This is a genomic window from Cupriavidus necator (genome assembly GCF_013141915.1).
GTDB lineage: Bacteria > Pseudomonadota > Gammaproteobacteria > Burkholderiales > Burkholderiaceae > Cupriavidus > Cupriavidus necator_B.
Genome location: NZ_SROX01000012.1, coordinates 138,132 through 152,635 on the forward strand (window position 1 = coordinate 138,132; position 14,504 = coordinate 152,635).

16 protein-coding genes are annotated in these 14,504 nt (G+C 69.8%); 6 read left to right on the forward strand and 10 right to left on the reverse strand.

The annotated features are described in order from the left end of the window. Positions 1-58 precede the first annotated feature (58 nt). Genes E5S69_RS21285 through pcp form a run of 3 tightly spaced genes read left to right on the forward strand, consistent with a single transcriptional unit; the run spans position 59 to position 2,412 of the window. Positions 59-784 (forward strand): DUF969 domain-containing protein, encoded by a 726-nt coding sequence (locus E5S69_RS21285; protein WP_171516607.1) that lies wholly within the window; start codon positions 59-61, stop codon positions 782-784. A gap of 10 nt (positions 785-794) precedes the next feature. Further along, entirely contained in the window at positions 795-1,745 is a 951-nt protein-coding gene (locus E5S69_RS21290) for a DUF979 domain-containing protein (protein WP_171516608.1), read from the forward strand. Positions 1,746-1,761: 16 nt separating this feature from the next. Then, positions 1,762-2,412, forward strand: coding sequence for a pyroglutamyl-peptidase I (gene pcp, locus E5S69_RS21295; RefSeq protein ID WP_171516609.1), 651 nt, complete (start codon positions 1,762-1,764; stop codon positions 2,410-2,412). A gap of 34 nt (positions 2,413-2,446) precedes the next feature. On the opposite strand, the gene E5S69_RS21300 is transcribed toward pcp, so the two are convergent. From E5S69_RS21300 to E5S69_RS21320, 5 genes are all read right to left on the reverse strand, one after another. Beyond that, positions 2,447-3,697 carry a VanZ family protein gene (locus E5S69_RS21300; RefSeq protein ID WP_171516610.1) on the reverse strand — a complete coding sequence of 417 codons (1,251 nt, stop codon included), beginning with the start codon at positions 3,695-3,697 and terminating at the stop codon, positions 2,447-2,449. 18 nt (positions 3,698-3,715) lie between these two features. Next, positions 3,716-4,372: an ABC-type transport auxiliary lipoprotein family protein gene (locus E5S69_RS21305; RefSeq protein WP_423766659.1), complete on the reverse strand. Its 657-nt coding sequence runs from the start codon at positions 4,370-4,372 to the stop codon at positions 3,716-3,718. Positions 4,373-4,437: 65 nt separating this feature from the next. Next, positions 4,438-5,382 carry an MlaD family protein gene (locus E5S69_RS21310; protein WP_171516611.1) on the reverse strand — a complete coding sequence of 315 codons (945 nt, stop codon included), beginning with the start codon at positions 5,380-5,382 and terminating at the stop codon, positions 4,438-4,440. Beyond that, on the reverse strand, positions 5,379-6,227 hold the full coding sequence (locus tag E5S69_RS21315) for an ATP-binding cassette domain-containing protein (protein ID WP_171516612.1): 849 nt from the start codon (positions 6,225-6,227) through the stop codon (positions 5,379-5,381). Before E5S69_RS21315 ends, E5S69_RS21310 begins: the two co-directional genes overlap by 4 nt. Beyond that, entirely contained in the window at positions 6,224-7,360 is a 1,137-nt protein-coding gene (locus E5S69_RS21320; protein WP_171516613.1) for an MlaE family ABC transporter permease, read from the reverse strand. Before E5S69_RS21320 ends, E5S69_RS21315 begins: the two co-directional genes overlap by 4 nt. Positions 7,361-7,554: 194 nt before the next feature. Here E5S69_RS21320 and E5S69_RS21325 point away from each other — a divergent pair, with 194 nt between their 5' ends. The 3 genes from E5S69_RS21325 to E5S69_RS21335 are packed head-to-tail and all read left to right on the forward strand — an operon-like array spanning position 7,555 to position 9,534. Continuing rightward, positions 7,555-8,430, forward strand: a complete 876-nt coding sequence (locus E5S69_RS21325) for a biotin--[acetyl-CoA-carboxylase] ligase (protein ID WP_171516614.1) — start codon at positions 7,555-7,557, stop codon at positions 8,428-8,430. Then, positions 8,427-9,269 carry a type III pantothenate kinase gene (locus E5S69_RS21330; protein WP_171516615.1) on the forward strand — a complete coding sequence of 281 codons (843 nt, stop codon included), beginning with the start codon at positions 8,427-8,429 and terminating at the stop codon, positions 9,267-9,269. Before E5S69_RS21325 ends, E5S69_RS21330 begins: the two co-directional genes overlap by 4 nt. A 40-nt stretch (positions 9,270-9,309) precedes the next feature. After that, positions 9,310-9,534: a hypothetical protein gene (locus E5S69_RS21335; protein WP_171516616.1), complete on the forward strand. Its 225-nt coding sequence runs from the start codon at positions 9,310-9,312 to the stop codon at positions 9,532-9,534. A 15-nt stretch (positions 9,535-9,549) separates the two neighbouring features. Here E5S69_RS21335 and rfaE2 read toward each other — a convergent pair whose 3' ends face one another. From rfaE2 to E5S69_RS21360, 5 genes are all read right to left on the reverse strand, one after another. Next, the gene (gene rfaE2 / locus E5S69_RS21340; RefSeq protein WP_171516617.1) at positions 9,550-10,044 is read right to left on the reverse strand and encodes a D-glycero-beta-D-manno-heptose 1-phosphate adenylyltransferase; all 495 of its coding nucleotides are present in this window, start codon (positions 10,042-10,044) and stop codon (positions 9,550-9,552) included. A 356-nt stretch (positions 10,045-10,400) separates the two neighbouring features. Next, positions 10,401-11,264: a ferritin-like domain-containing protein gene (locus tag E5S69_RS21345; protein ID WP_171516618.1), complete on the reverse strand. Its 864-nt coding sequence runs from the start codon at positions 11,262-11,264 to the stop codon at positions 10,401-10,403. Positions 11,265-11,465: 201 nt separating this feature from the next. Beyond that, complete coding sequence (locus E5S69_RS21350) at positions 11,466-12,743, reverse strand: patatin-like phospholipase family protein (RefSeq protein WP_171516619.1); 1,278 nt, start codon at positions 12,741-12,743, stop codon at positions 11,466-11,468. Between the two features lie 36 nt (positions 12,744-12,779). After that, positions 12,780-13,562 (reverse strand): PhaM family polyhydroxyalkanoate granule multifunctional regulatory protein, encoded by a 783-nt coding sequence (locus tag E5S69_RS21355; RefSeq protein WP_171516620.1) that lies wholly within the window; start codon positions 13,560-13,562, stop codon positions 12,780-12,782. A gap of 64 nt (positions 13,563-13,626) precedes the next feature. Further along, positions 13,627-14,460 carry an enoyl-CoA hydratase/isomerase family protein gene (locus E5S69_RS21360; RefSeq protein ID WP_171516621.1) on the reverse strand — a complete coding sequence of 278 codons (834 nt, stop codon included), beginning with the start codon at positions 14,458-14,460 and terminating at the stop codon, positions 13,627-13,629. Between the last annotated feature and the right edge of the window lie 44 nt (positions 14,461-14,504).

The window sequence follows — 14,504 nt, forward strand, 5'->3', positions numbered from 1 at the left end:
GTCACGCGTCACGGCGGCTGCTGTCCGCGCGCCTTCGTTATCTTCGTTTGGTGTTTCCATGGAACAGGCAGTCAATCTCTGGCCCCTTGTCGGGGTCGGCGTCATCATCATCGGCTTCGTGCTGCGCTTCAATCCCATGCTGGTGGTGGTGCTCGCCGCGCTGGCCACCGGGCTGGCCGCGCCGATGCCGCTGATGCAGATCTTCGCGGCGATCGGCACCGCCTTCGTCAAGGCGCGTAACCTGCCGCTGATCATCCTGCTGCCGCTGGCCGTGATCGGCCTGCTGGAGCGGCACGGGCTGCGCGAGCATGCGCAGGCGTGGATCGCGCGCATCGCCTCGGCCACGGTCGGGCGCTTGCTGATCGTCTACCTCGGCGTGCGCGAGCTGACCGCGGCGATCGGCCTGACCAGCCTTGGCGGCCACCCGCAGATGGTGCGCCCGCTGCTGGCGCCGATGACCGAGGGCGCGGCTGAAAACCGCTTCGGCCAGTTGCCCGAGCCGGTGCGCCAGCGCGTGCTGGCCTTCTGTGCCGCCACCGACAACGTGGGCCTGTTTTTCGGCGAGGATATCTTCGTGGCATTCGGCGCGATCGCGCTGATGCATACCTTCCTGCTGTCGTCGAACATCGACGTGGAGCCGCTGCATATCGCCGTGTGGGGCATTCCCACTGCGATCTGCGCGTTCCTGATCCATGCGGTGCGCCTCAAGCGCCTGGATGGCTGGCTCGAGCGCGAGCTCGGCGGCAAGGCGATTCAGGCCATGCCTGCAAAGAGCGCGGAATAAGGAGCGCGCCATGATTATTTCCATCGAATACCTCTACTGGCTCGCCGGCCTGGTGCTGGCCATTACCGCGCTGATGACCTTCGCCGACCGCGCGCATCCGCGCCGTCTCAGCACCGGGCTGTTCTGGCTGCTGTACGCGATCGTGTTCCTGGTCGGCGACCGGCTGCCGCCGGCCGCGGTCGGCATCGGCGCGGTGGTGATGGCGCTGATCGCGGGCTTCGGCGGCGTCGGCCACGGCAAGCATGAGAGCCTGCCCGAGGCAGAACGCCGCGCCAGCGCGAGCCGCCTCGGCAACAAGCTGTTCATCCCGGCGCTGCTGATCCCGCTGGTGACCGTGATCGGCACCATGCTGTTCAAGGACGTCAGGGTGGCCGGCGTGCCGCTGCTCGATCCGAAGAACGTGACCTTCGTCTCGCTGGGGATCGGCTGCCTGATCTCGCTGGCGGTGGTGTGCTGGCTTACGCGCGACACCGTGGCGCAGGGCCTGCGCGAATCGCGCCGGCTGACCGAGTCGCTGGGCTGGGCGCTGGTGCTGCCGCAGATGCTGGCGATGCTGGGGCTGGTGTTTGCCGATGCCGGCGTGGGCAAGGCCGTGGCGCACCTGACCACGGCCTATATCAACATGGACTACAAGCTGGTGGCGGTGGCGGTCTATTGCGTGGGCATGGCGCTGTTCACGGTGATCATGGGCAACGGCTTCGCCGCCTTCCCGGTGATGACCGGCGGCGTGGGCGTGCCCATCCTGGTCGGCATGTTCGGCGGCAATCCGGCGGTGATGGCGGCGATTGGCATGTTCTCCGGCTATTGCGGTACGCTGATGACGCCGATGGCGGCCAACTTCAATATCGTGCCGGCGGCGCTGCTGGAACTCGACGACAAGAACGCCGTGATCCGCGCGCAGGTGCCGACCGCGCTGGCGATCCTGGTGGCCAATATCGCGCTGCTGTATTTCCTGATGTAACCGAGGGAGCCCCGCCATGCCTACCGTGCTGCTGACAGGCTTCGAGCCGTTCGAGGACGAACCGATCAATCCGTCCTGGGAAGCCGTGCGCGCGCTCGACGGCGAACGCGTCGGCGACGCGACGATCGTCGCGCGCCAGCTGCCTTGCGTGTTCGGCGCGGCGATCGATGCGATCGGCGAACTGCTCGACACGCTGCGGCCGGTGCTGGTGATCGCGGTGGGCCAGGCCGGCGGGCGCGCCGAGATGTCGGTGGAGCGCGTGGCGATCAATGTCGACGATGCGCGCATCGCCGACAATGCCGGCGCGCAGCCGATCGATACCGCCATCGCCGCGGATGGCCCGGCGGCCTACTTTGCTACGCTGCCGATCAAGGCGATGGTGCGCGACATGCGCGCGGCGGGCGTGCCGACGTCGGTGTCGCAGACCGCCGGCACCTTCGTCTGCAACCATGTCTTCTACGGGCTGATGCACCGGTTGGCGCGGGAGCAGGACGACGCGGTGCGCGGCGGCTTTATCCACATTCCGTACCTGCCCGAGCAGGCGGCGCGCCATCCGGGCCAGCCCAGCCTGGCGCACGAAACGCTGGTGAGGGGCCTGCGCACCGCGGTGGCCACGGCGCTGTCGACCCGCGCCGATGTGCGCGAGCAGGGCGGGCAGCTGCACTAGGCCTGAGGCCGCCGGGCCCGTTCCCGCCTCTTGCTTATTCCTGCATGTTGGCCGCGGCCGCCTCACGGCGTGCCGCGGCTTTTTTCATCGCATGGCGGCGCAGGCTGACCTGTTCGAAGCGCCAGATCACATAGCAAAACGCCAGGAATGGCCACAGCCAGCCCAGCCACTGCGCCAGGCTGTTGAAGTGGATGAAGCGGCCCATGCGCCAGCCCTGTTCCGAGATCCACGCGTACGGGTTGGACGGCAGCACGTTGGTCAGCGCCACCAGCACGATCAGCGCCGCCATGGCAAGGATCGCGCGCAGCCAGCGCGGCAGGTAGAGCAGCAACGCCAGCACCAGCGAACTGGTCAGCAGCGCAAAGCGGCCGCCTTCGGACAGCCAGACGAATGCGCTTTCAGTGGGAAACTGCAGCTCGGCCGCGGTCGCCTTGAGCAGCAGCGCCGCCGCCAGCAGTCCCGCCAGGATGCGCAGCATCGGCGCGCTGCGGCGCATCGCGATCGAGGCGAACAGGCCGGTGCCGATCCAGCTGCTGGCGGTCACCAGCGATTCCAGCAACTGCTGGCTCTGCATGTCCTCGGGCCGCAGGCCGATATGGTCCTGCCAGGCCTCCAGCTGCGGGAACACCATCTGCAGCACCTGCATCGGCCAGGATTCGGGGTCGGTCAGCCATTCGCGCACGATGCCGCCCATGCCGAACAGGTGCTCTTGCGGAAACACCTGCGCGAACGGCCACAGCAGCAGCAGGATGATGGCAAAGCTGGCATGCGGCTCGAACCATGCGTGGCGCAGCCGCGTCAGGCGGCCGTCGTCGATCAGCGCGCGCGTGAACGGCGCCACCACGGCGCCGCCCAGCAGCGCGCCGAGCGCATTGGTGATCAGGTCGATGTTGGACGAGATGCGGCTGGGCAGCCAGGTCTGGAAAGCCTCCATGCATGCCGACAGCAGGGCGCCGGCCACCATCGCCACCAGCGTGGCGCGCCCGCCCGACACGCGCGGATGCAGCGACAGCACCACCAGCGCGCCGAACGGGAAATACCCCAGCACGTTGGTCAGCAGGTCGAAGTCGGTGATATAGCGCGGCTTGGGCGCGCTCAGGAAGGCAAAGGGCGAGATGCCGTTGTCGATCCAGCCCGAAAACGGGTACAGGCTGGCGTACACCACCAGCAGCGTGAAGCAGAGCAACCCCACGCGCGCCAGCGGCGAGTGCTGCGGGCCCGTGGTGGCGGGCGTTGGCGGAGCCGCCGGCGGCGGCGCGGAGAGCGGCGGGGGAGCCGGCTCCATGGCAATTCTCCTGTGGCTTTACTTTAGCTGCAGCGTGCCGATCCAGTCGAGCAGCGCGGCAATCACGGCATCGCTGGCCTCGGCCAGCGCCTTGACCCCGCCGGCGCCGTCGGCGCTGGGCGCGGGCCGGCGCACCTCGAAGGTCTGCTGGCCGAGCATGGCGTGCCGGTATACCGTGGCGCGCAGCCGCACCACGCCCGCGCTGGTGGTGGCGCTGTCAAATACCTGGTCGAACTCGAGCAAGTCCACCTTCAGCGCCGGCACGCTGCCGTCGCCGGACCAGCCCAGCGTGCCGCGCGCGGCCACGGCCTCGCGCAGCCGCTCGTCGAACAAGCGCGTGGGCGACATTACCCAGCGCTGCGTGGCGTAGGCCTGCAGGCGCTGCGCCTGGGCGTATTGCAGCCGGTAGAACAGGGCGTTGCCTTCCAGCCAGTTGGGCCCGTCGGTCTGTGCCACGCGCAGTTTGGGCAGCGGTGCGGGCGCGGGGTTCCCGTTGCCATTGCCGTTGCCGGAGCTGGCGGACACAGCCGGTCCGAGGTCATAGGTGATGGTGGGATCGCCGCGGGTCAGCGCGCAGCCCGACAGCGCCAGCCCGGCGGCGGCGAGCAGCAGGGCCGCGCGCAGGCGGACGCGCGCGGAGCGCAGGAAGCGTGGCATGTCGGTCGCAGGGTTCACGGCGGATTCTCGCGGTTGGCGTTTGGCGTTATCGACGGGCAGGGCGGTGGCGCATGCCGGCCGCGCTACGGTGCGGCGCTGAAGCCGGGCTCGCCCGGACCTGGCGCCGGCGCGGGCGCGCCGAACAGCACGCTGCTCGGGCTCTCGTTGAACTGGCCGGCGGCGCGCTCGAAACTGCGCGCGGTCTGGCGCGCGTCGCGGGCAAGACCGTTGAGCTGGGGCAGGGTTTCTTCGCTGAAGGTGCCCGCCGCCGACTGCACCGATGCCGACGCGGCCTGCAGGTCGCGCCCGACGCTGTCGACGGTGCGCATCACGGTGCCATTGGGGTTGGCCAGCTCCTGCGTCAGGCGCCGGGTCGATTCCAGCGTCGCGTTCAGGTTCTCGGCCACCCTGGGCAGGCGCTGCGCGGCCGGCGCCAGCGAATCCGACAAGCGCGAATAGTCGTCGGCAGTCTTGTGCACCGAGCGGATCGCCGCCATCAGCTCGTCGCGGTTGGCGCCCCTGAACATGTCGTTGAGCGAGCCCATCAGGGTCTCGGCCTGGGTCAGCAGCGAATCGCCGCGCTTTTCCAGTTCCTCGAAGAAACCAGGCCGCATCGCGATGCGCGCCACTGCCCTGGGCGAGGTGGGCAGCGGCGGCGAGCCGGCGGCGCCGTCGCGCGCGGCGGAGTCGTCAAGCTGCACGTAAGCGATCCCGGTCACGCCCTGGAAGCCCAGCGTGGCGTAGGTGGTGCGCGTGATCGGCGTGTTCTGGTCGACGCTGACGCGCACGATGATCTGTCCCGGCACCTGCGGATCGAACTTGATCGACTCGACCTTGCCCACTGCCAGCCCGCGGTACTTGACGTCGGCCTGCGGGCCGAGGCCGTTGACGGTGGAGCGGGTGATCAGGTCATACGGCACGCGCACCGCGTGGTCGCTGCTGAACCAGAAAATCGCGAACAGCACCAGCACGGCCAGGCCGATGGTGAACACGCCGGCGAGGAATGCGTGTGACTTGTTTTCCATCATGCTTCTCCAGGGGGTGGCGCCGGCGGCTGCCCGGGCTGCGGCAGCGCCTGCAGGGCGCGCTGGGCGCGCTCGCCCAGGAAATACTCGCGGATGAAGGGGTGGTCTACCTTCACCACCTCCGCAATTGGCGCGGCCGCGATCACCTTATGGTCGGCCAGCACCGCGACGCGGTCGGACAGCGCCACCAGCGTGTCGAGATCGTGCGTGATCATGACCACGGTCAGGCCCAGTTCGCGGCGCAGTTCGCGGATCAATGCCACGTAGTCGTCGGACGCCATCGGATCGAGCCCGGCAGTGGGTTCGTCCAGGAACAGTAGCTCGGGTTCCAGCGACAGCGCGCGCGCCAGCGCCACGCGCTTGATCATGCCGCCGGACAGGTCCGACGGCATCTTGTCGGCATCGCGCGCCGACAGCCCCACCAGTTGCAGCTTGAGCAGCGCCGCCTGGCAGATCAGGTTGTCGGGCAGCGCGCGCAGCTCGCGCAGCGGCAGCGCGATATTGTCGAGCACCGACAGCGCCGAGAACAGCGCGCCGCGCTGGAACTGCAGGCCCCAGCGGCTGCGCAGCGCCTGCAGCTGCGCCGGCCGCAGCCGCGCGGGGTCTTCGCCGAACACCTTGATGCTGCCCGAGGTCGGGCGCTCCAGCCCCACGATCTGGCGCAGCAGCACGGTCTTGCCGCTGCCCGAGCCGCCGACGATCGACAGCACCTCGCCGCGGTAGACGTCCAGGTCGACATGGTCATGCACCACGGCCTTGCCGAAGCGCTTGACCAGGTCGCGCACCTCGATCACCGGGGTGCGGTCGGGCGTGCCTTGCGCGGCAGCGTTCGCTTGCGCCGCGCTCACAGGCCCACGTCCTTGAACAGGATGGCGAAGACCGCGTCGGCCAGGATCACGATGGTGATCGCGGTCACCACCGAGGCGGTGGTGCCTTCGCCCAGGCTCTGGGTGTTGGGCTTGATGCGCAGGCCGAAGTGGCAGGCGGTCAGCGCGATCAGGATGCCGAACACCACGCCCTTGCCCAGCCCCAGCCACAGGTTGGCCACCGGCACCGCATCGGGCAGCTCGCGCAGGAAGAAGGCGGCACTGATGCCCAGCTGCATGCGCGCAGCCAGCATGCCACCGGCCAGGGCCATCACGTCGGTCCAGGCCACCAGCAGCGGCATGGCGATGGCCAGTGCGATCACGCGCGGCATGATCAGCCGGAAGCCGTGCGAAATGCCCATCACGCGCATCGCGTCGAGCTCTTCGGTCACCCGCATCACGCCGATCTGCGCGGTGATGGCCGAGCCCGAGCGCCCCGCGATCAGGATCGCGGCGAGCACCGGCCCCAGTTCGCGGATCACCGCCATGCCGAGGATATTGACGATGAAGGTGCTGGCGCCGAAGGTGCGCAGCTGGTTCGCCGACAGGTACGACAGCACGATGCCGATCAGGAAGCCGACCAGCGCCGTGATGCCCAGAGCCTTGTAGCCGACGTTGTAGATATTGGCCGAGATCTCGCGCCACGGCCCGCGCTGCGGCATGCGCGCGAAGCGCAGCAGGTCGAACGCCAGCTGGCCCAGCATGGTGATGCCGTTGCCCAGCTGCGCACCGAACGAGAGCACGTTGGCGCCAAACAGCGTGATTGGGTTGAAGCGGTCCACCATGTGCTTCTTCCAGCCCTGGTCCTGCACCGCGGCGATGCGCTCGAACACGCGGCGCTGGCCCTCGCTGGCCTCGAGCCGCTGCGGCAGCGCACCGTTCCAGGCCTGCCACAGCAGCTGTCCGCCGATATGGTCGAGCCGCTCGATGCCCGCCAGCGACCATTGCGCGCCGTCCGGCGCTTGCGCCAGCTCATGCAGCTGCGAGCGCAGTTGCCGCGCCTGGCGGCACCCGGCCAGGGCGAGCGCGGTCCAGTCGCCACGCAGCTGTACGCTGACGGTTCCGTCCCCGCGCGTGATCTGGAAGTCTGGCGTCGTCTGGCGTTCCAAGGGCAAGCGATGTGATGGCCGAGTCTCGATTCTAAGCCACGCGCCCCGCTGGCGCGACCGCGGCGTGGCCGAGGCCATGCGCGGGCGCGCGGCACGGCTACAATGCGGCATCGGCCGCAGGTCCGGGTCCCCACCCCGATCCTGCCGGTGCTGACCGCAATCGCCCGCGATCCCTCGCCCATCCCAGTCCTTTGCCGCGCATGTCCGCCGTTCCTCCACTTCCGCCCGATTCCTCCCCTGTCGCGCCGTGGCGCATCGATGCCGAGGCGCTGCGCGCCATGCTGCCGCCCGCGCTGCGCGACTGGACCCTGGAGCTGGTCGAGGAAACCGGCTCCACCAATGCCGACCTCACCGCGCTGTGCCGCCAGGCGCCGTGGTCCGACGCCGGCACGCTGCGCCTGGCCTATCGCCAGACCGCGGGGCGCGGGCGCCAGGGCCGGCCGTGGCAGGGGCAGGCCGGCATGACGTTCTCGGTGGCGCTGCCGCTGGCGCTGGCGCCGGCGCAACTGAGCGGCCTGAGCCTGGCGGTGGGCCTGGCGCTGGCCGAGGCCCTGGGCGAGGTCGCGCCGGCGCTGGGCGCGCGGGTTGGCCTGAAATGGCCCAATGACCTGCAGATCGATGGCCGCAAGCTGGCCGGCATCCTGATCGAGTCGGTGCCGGCGGGGCCGCGGCGGGTCTGGGCGGTGATCGGCATCGGCCTGAACCTGGTGCGCGATGCGCAGATGGAAGCGGCGCTGGGCCGCGAACTGGCGGGTGTGGCCGAGGCCATGCCCGGCTTCGATGCCGGACGCGATGCGCCGCGCCTGCTGGCCGCGCTGCTGGCACGGCTGGCAGCCATGCGCGCGGACTTCCTCGCGCATGGCTTCGGCCCGATGGCGCGGCGCTGGTCCGCGGCCGATGCCTACCGTGACCAGCCGGTGCGGCTGCTGCACGACGGCCAGGTGATCGCCGAAGGCATGGCGCGCGGCGTCGACGAGGCCGGCCACCTGCTGCTGGAAACGCCCGCCGGGCTGGAGCGCATCGCCAGCGGCGAACTGTCGCTGCGGCCTGTCCCGGGCGACGGAGAGACCGCATGAACGCGCCGCGGCTGCTGATCGATATCGGCAATACCCGGCTCAAGTGGGCGTGGTGCGAGGCCGGCGCGGCGCTGCCCGCCACGGGTGCCCTGCCCACGCCGTGGCAGCACGGCGGTGCGGTGGCGCATGCCGATGACGGCGCGCTCGGGGCCCTGGCCGCCGACCTGCGCGCACTGCGGGCCAGCGGGCCGATGCCGTCGGTGTGGATCAGCAACGTGGCCGGGCCGGTGATTGCCGCCGCCGTCGATGCCGCGCTGGCCGACGCCTTCGGCGGCTGCGCGCCGATGCAATGGGTGCGCAGCGCCGCCGCGCAGGGCGACCTTGCCAACGGTTATCGCGAACCCACGCAGCTGGGCGTGGACCGCTGGGTCGGCGCCATTGGCGCGCACCGCTGGCTGCCGCACGACACGCTGCTGGTGGTGACCGCCGGCACCGCCACCACGCTGGATATCGTCACCGTGGCGGCGGATGGCGGCGCGCGCTTCGAAGGCGGCCTGATCCTGCCGGGCCTGGCGCTGATGCTGGGCACGCTGGCACGCAATACGGCGCAGCTGCCGGCGCTGGAGGTTGGCGACGCCGGCAGCGTGGCCGCCGCGCAGCGGCGCTGGGCCGACAACACCCACGACGCCATTGCCGCCGGCTGCCTGGCCGCGCAGGCTGGCGCCATCGAGCGCACCTGGCGCGCGCTGGGCGAGCGCGGCGACGGTTCGCGCCCGCCGCGCTGCCTGCTGTCGGGCGGGGCGCGCGGTGCGCTGGCGGGGGCGCTCGCGGTGCCGTTCGAGATGCACGATAATCTGGTGCTGCTCGGCCTGCATGCGATGGCATCGACCGGCGCGTAGCCGCAGCCAGTCCCCTATACCATCGTTCCGGCCTCCCACCATGACCCATCCCGGCCTGTCACGCTCCCTGCGCATCGCGTTGCTGTTGCTGCTGTTCGCCAACGCCGTGCTGCTGGCCGCGGGGCTCGGCGCGTTCGGCGCGGAGCCGCTGTCGGGGTGGTTTGAATCGCCGCGCGAGCCGCACCGGCTGGAGCAGCAGGTGCGCGGCGAACGGATGCGGCTGCAACCCCAGCCGGCCCTGCCGGCGTCGGCGCCGGCCGCGTAGCGCAAGCGCGGCGGCTCAGCCGCCCTCGCGTACCTTGGTCAGCAGCTTGGTGGTCGAGCGGTCGTGCAGGAAGGGAATGGCATAGGCGTGGCCGCCCCAGCTGCGTACCAGCCGGGTTTCTTCCAGCGTGTCGATATCGTAGTCGCCGCCCTTGACGTAGATGTCGGGGCGCACCAGGCGGATCAGCTCCACCGGCGTCTGCTCGCGGAACATCGCCACCAGATCAACCGAGGCGAGCGCGGCCAGCAGCGCCATGCGGTCCGATTCATGGTTGAGCGGGCGGTCGTCGCCCTTGCCCAGCATCTTCACCGACGCATCGCTGTTGACCCCGACCACCAGGCTGGCGCCGAGCGCGCGCGCCTGCGCCAGGTAGGTGGCATGGCCGCGATGCAGGATGTCGAAGACGCCGTTGGTAAACACCAGCGGGCGCGGCAGCGCGGCGATGCGCGCGGCCAGCGCGGCGGGATCGTCGGCGGGAGTCAGCTTGGATTCGAAGGCGGGTACGGACATGGATCAGGGCATCGGATAGTGGAAGGCCGGACCCGTGTCGGAGCCGGCGCGCTTGCCCGAATGGTACCTGTTCTTGCAGCAGGTCCCGGGCCGCCCCATGGTTTACGTTGTCGCGTCACGGCGCAGGGACGGCACGGCGGCGATGTAGTAACCGGCTACTACCTGCGCGGCGCATGGCGCGCTTATCATCCGCGGCACCGTAATTTCCGGCCACAGGAAAAACGGCGTTGCATCCTACCCGCCAGCGCCGGGCCAGATCCGGCGCGCCGCAGCGGGCCGCATTTGTCGGGAATGCGTGAAGGCAAAAAAATGCCCCGCTTCGGCGGGGCGTTTTTTTGTGCGTCCGGGCTGGCCGCTCAGGCTTGCGCCGGGCTGGCGCCGCCGGTGCCTTGCAGGCTGGCGTTCAGCTCCTTGCGGTAGCGGTTCAGGTCCTGCACGGTTTCAAAGGTACGTTCGAACAGCAGCGACATGTTGTGCAGGATCCGTTCGATGACCTTCTTCTCCCAGCCTTCGTCGAAGCGGATCTGTTCGTCCAGCCAGTGCTCGAGCCAGTCCGGGTCCGGCAGGCGCGACTGCACCGTGTCATTGGGGAACAGCGCCTTGTTGACGTGCAGGTTGGTCGGGTGCAGCGGCTTCTCGGTGCGGCGCGCCGATGCCATCAGCACGCCGATCTTGGCGAAGGCCGCGCGCGCGCTGTCGCCGAACTGCGCCAGGTACTTCTTCATGTAGCGCAGGTAGGCGCCGCCATGGCGGGCTTCGTCCTGCGACAGGGTGCGGTAGATATGCTTGATCACCGGTTCGGTGTGCCATTCGGCGGCACGGCGGTACCAGTGGTTCAGGCGGATCTCGCCGCAGAAATGCAGCATCAGCGTTTCCAGCGGCGGGGCCGGATCGAACTCGAAGCGCACCGCGTGCAGTTCTTCCTCGGTCGGCACCAGGTCCGGGCGGAAGCGGCGCAGGTATTCCATCAGCACCAGCGAGTGCTTCTGTTCCTCGAAGAACCAGATGCTCATGAACGCCGAAAAGTCCGAGTCGTGGCGGTTGTCGCGCAGGAACATTTCGGTCGCGGGCAGGGCGGACCATTCCGTGATCGCATTCATGCGAATGGTCTTGGCCTGGTCGTCCGTCAGCATGCTGGCGTCGAAGGTATCCCAGGGGATGTCCTTGTCCATGTGCCAGCGGACGGCTTCCAACGATTTGAACAGTTCGGGGTAGAGCATGGTAAGCCTTTGAAATTACGGGCAGATTCTACCAGATGCGAATTATTCTCTTCTCCCTTTTTTAGGCGGGATCGGGGCAAATGCAACGCCTTGGACGGGGTTTGCCCACGGCCTTTTGCATTTTCCGGGCGATCAGCGCCGCGGCGGCGCGGCAAAGTGACAGCCCGGGCGTTCACGGGGATGTCATGTGATCGCAACGGCTCAGGGTGAGATCGCCTGCTCGGCCGCCTGGTTCCCCGCGCCCGTCGCCGCGGGCGCCGTGCCAGGGACGATGCCGTAGAGGAAGGCCGCCAGCTCGTCGGCCTGGGCCGCGGCGTCGCGCTCGCCCAGCGCAATCAGCGCCTGCGTGAAGGCCGGTTCGAACAGGAGGTAGCTGGCGAACGCCGCGCCGCGCACCTCGGTGCCGCCCAGCGGCGCCAGCAGCGCGCGCACGGTGCGCGGCAACTGCTTCTGGTGCTCGGCGGCGATGGCTTCGATCGGCTCGCTGGGTGCCACCGTCATCACCTGCACCGGGCGCCAGCCTTCGCGGTCGCCGGCCACCTCGGGCATGCGCGCCAGCAGCCGGTTGATATGCAGCAGCCGCTCCAGGTCTGCATTCAGGCCGTCCAGGAAGATGCTGGCCAGTGCCTGCCCGCCAACCTGTGCCAGCGACGGATAGCCACCCCCCGGCATGGTGTCGAACCAGCCCGAGCGCTGCCGCGAGGCCGCGCCGATCGCCAGGATGCGCGAAGCGCCCAGGTGGATGGCCGGCGACAGCGGCGACATCTGGCGCATGGTGCCGTCGCCGAACCATTCGTGGTGGCCGTCCAGCTCCAGCGGCATGGCGGGGAACAGGAACGGGATCGACGACGACGCCAGCAGGTGGTCCACCGTGATCTGCGCCGGCACCGCGATGCGCTGGCTGCGGTGCCACGGATGGATGCGGTGGTGCGACTGGTAAAAGGTCACATGGCGCCCGGTGCTGTACGACAGCGCCGTGACCGCGAATGCCTGCAGCGCGCCGCTGTCAAGGCTGGCCTGCACCCGCGCGGGCTCGAACAGCTCGCCCAGCATGCTGCCCAGCGGCGTGTTGTCGAACAAGGCGCGCGGCGCCCGCCGCTGGGTGGCCCAGCCCAGCGCCAGCGCCGACAGCCAGCGCGCCCCCGACACGCCCACGCGCAGCACATCGGTGCGGTAAACCTCGTCGGCATGGATGCTGTGCCAGAGCGCGCCCAGGCTCTGCGCGGCGGCCTGGAAGTCGCCGGCATGGATCGCCAGACCGGCGCCGTTGATGGCCCCGGCCGAAGTGCCGGCGATGATGCCGAACGGCAGCGCTGCCTGCGCCTTGCCGTGGCGCGCGGCGATGCGCGCCACGCCGTTGAGCACGCCGGCCTGGTACGCCGCGCGCGCGCCCCCGCCCATCATGATCAGGGCGGTGGCGGCGGGGTTGGGACCGGACGCGGGCGCCGCAGCGGGCAGCGGCAGGGAATCTCGGTGCATGGGGTTGGGGAAAGTGCGCGCCACGCAGCAGGGGGATCAGTTGGTGACGTTGCCGCCGGCGCCATTGTTGCTGCCACTGCCGCCGTTGCCACCCTCGCCCGCATCGCGGGCCGGCCTGGCCTTGGCCGTTTTCTTGGCGGCCGCCTTCTTCGCCGGCGCCTTCTTAGCGGCAGGCCTGGCGGTACCGGCCGCAGCCGTCTTGCCGGCCGCCGCCGGCTTCGGTTTCTCCGCGGTTGCCTGGGTGGCGGCGGCTGGCGTGGCAGCGCCGGCAGCGCCAAAGCCGCCCATGCCGAACGGCGCCATGCTGGCTGCCGCGGCGCTGCTGGCAATCTGGTTGAACTGCTGTTGCAGCATGTCCCACCACAGCCCCGCGTTGGGCGGCGTGGCGGCATCGGCGTCGCTGGCGGCAGCCTGCGCGCTCTCGGTGGCAGCCGGCTCGGCTTGCGCACCGCTGCCGGTATCGGCGCCGGTGCGTTGCGGCGGCTCGGTGCTGGGTGCGTTGGCTGCGCGGGCAACGTTTTCCATCGCCGACTGCATCGCCTCGGGCGACAGGGCATTGCCGAAGGTCTGCAGCGCCACCAGCGTGGCGCGTTGCACCTCCAGCCCCTGGATGGTGGTGCGCAGCAGGTTGGTGTTGAGCTGCAGCCAGCTCTCCACGGCCTTCAGGTCGGCGATGCGCTTGTCGAGGTCATCGAGGTCCATCGGCGGCGTCATGGCCTGCAGGCCAGGCATCAGGCCGGCGGACACGCCTGCGCCGCCGCCCCACAGCCGGCGCATGAAATCAAAGCCGTTGGTGAAATCGGGAATCTGTCCGAACATGGTCGCGCGCTCCGTGTGCGGCGCAGCCCGTGCCCGGACCCCCGGGAGCGCGGCTGCGTCGTCGTTACCTGAACTGTGGCGGCCGCTTCTGCCGCAGGCTCGCCATGCCTTCGTGCACGTCGGGGCCGGCAAAGCCCATGAATTCGAGCGCCAGCGAGGTATCGAACGCGGGGCCGGCCATGCGCAGCCAGTTGTTGAGGGCGTACTTGGTCCAGCGGATTGCCGTCTGCGACCCCGCCGCCAGCCGGTTGGCCACCTCGAACGCGCGCGCTACCAGTTCGTCCTCTTCCACCGCCAGCGAAACCAGGCCGATCCGCTCGGCCTCTTCGCCGCTGACCGACTCGCACAGCATCAGATAGTACTTGGCCTTGGCCATTCCGCACAGCAGCGGCCACACGATCGCGGCATGGTCGCCCGCCGCCACGCCCAGCCGGGTATGGCCGTCGACGATGCGCGCGGTCTTCGCGGCGATCGAGATATCGGCCAGCAGCCCGGCCACCAGCCCGGCGCCGACCGCCGGGCCATGCATGGCCGACACCACCGGCTTGTCGCAGTTGATGACGTTGTAGACCAGGTCGCGTGCCTCGTGCCAGACCCGGGTGCGGGTGTCGAAGTCGTTGGCCATGTCCTCGACCAGCGCCAGGTCGCCGCCGGCGGAGAAGCCCTTGCCTTCGCCGCGGATCAGCGCCACGCGCACCTCGGGGTCGGCGGACACGTCGCGCCAGATTTCGGCCAGTTCGCGGTGCATGCTGGCGTCCGCCGTGGCCAGCTTCTGGTTGGCCGACTGGGCCGCGCCCATGACGATTTCCAGGATGGGGCCGTGGCGGCGCAGTGTCAGCGCGTGATAGCGCGCGTAGCGCGGGGACAGGGCAGCATTGTCAGCGGAGGAAGTGGTCATGGTGGGGCCTGTGAAGAGGGCGCCAGCGCGGGCGCCGGGTGCAT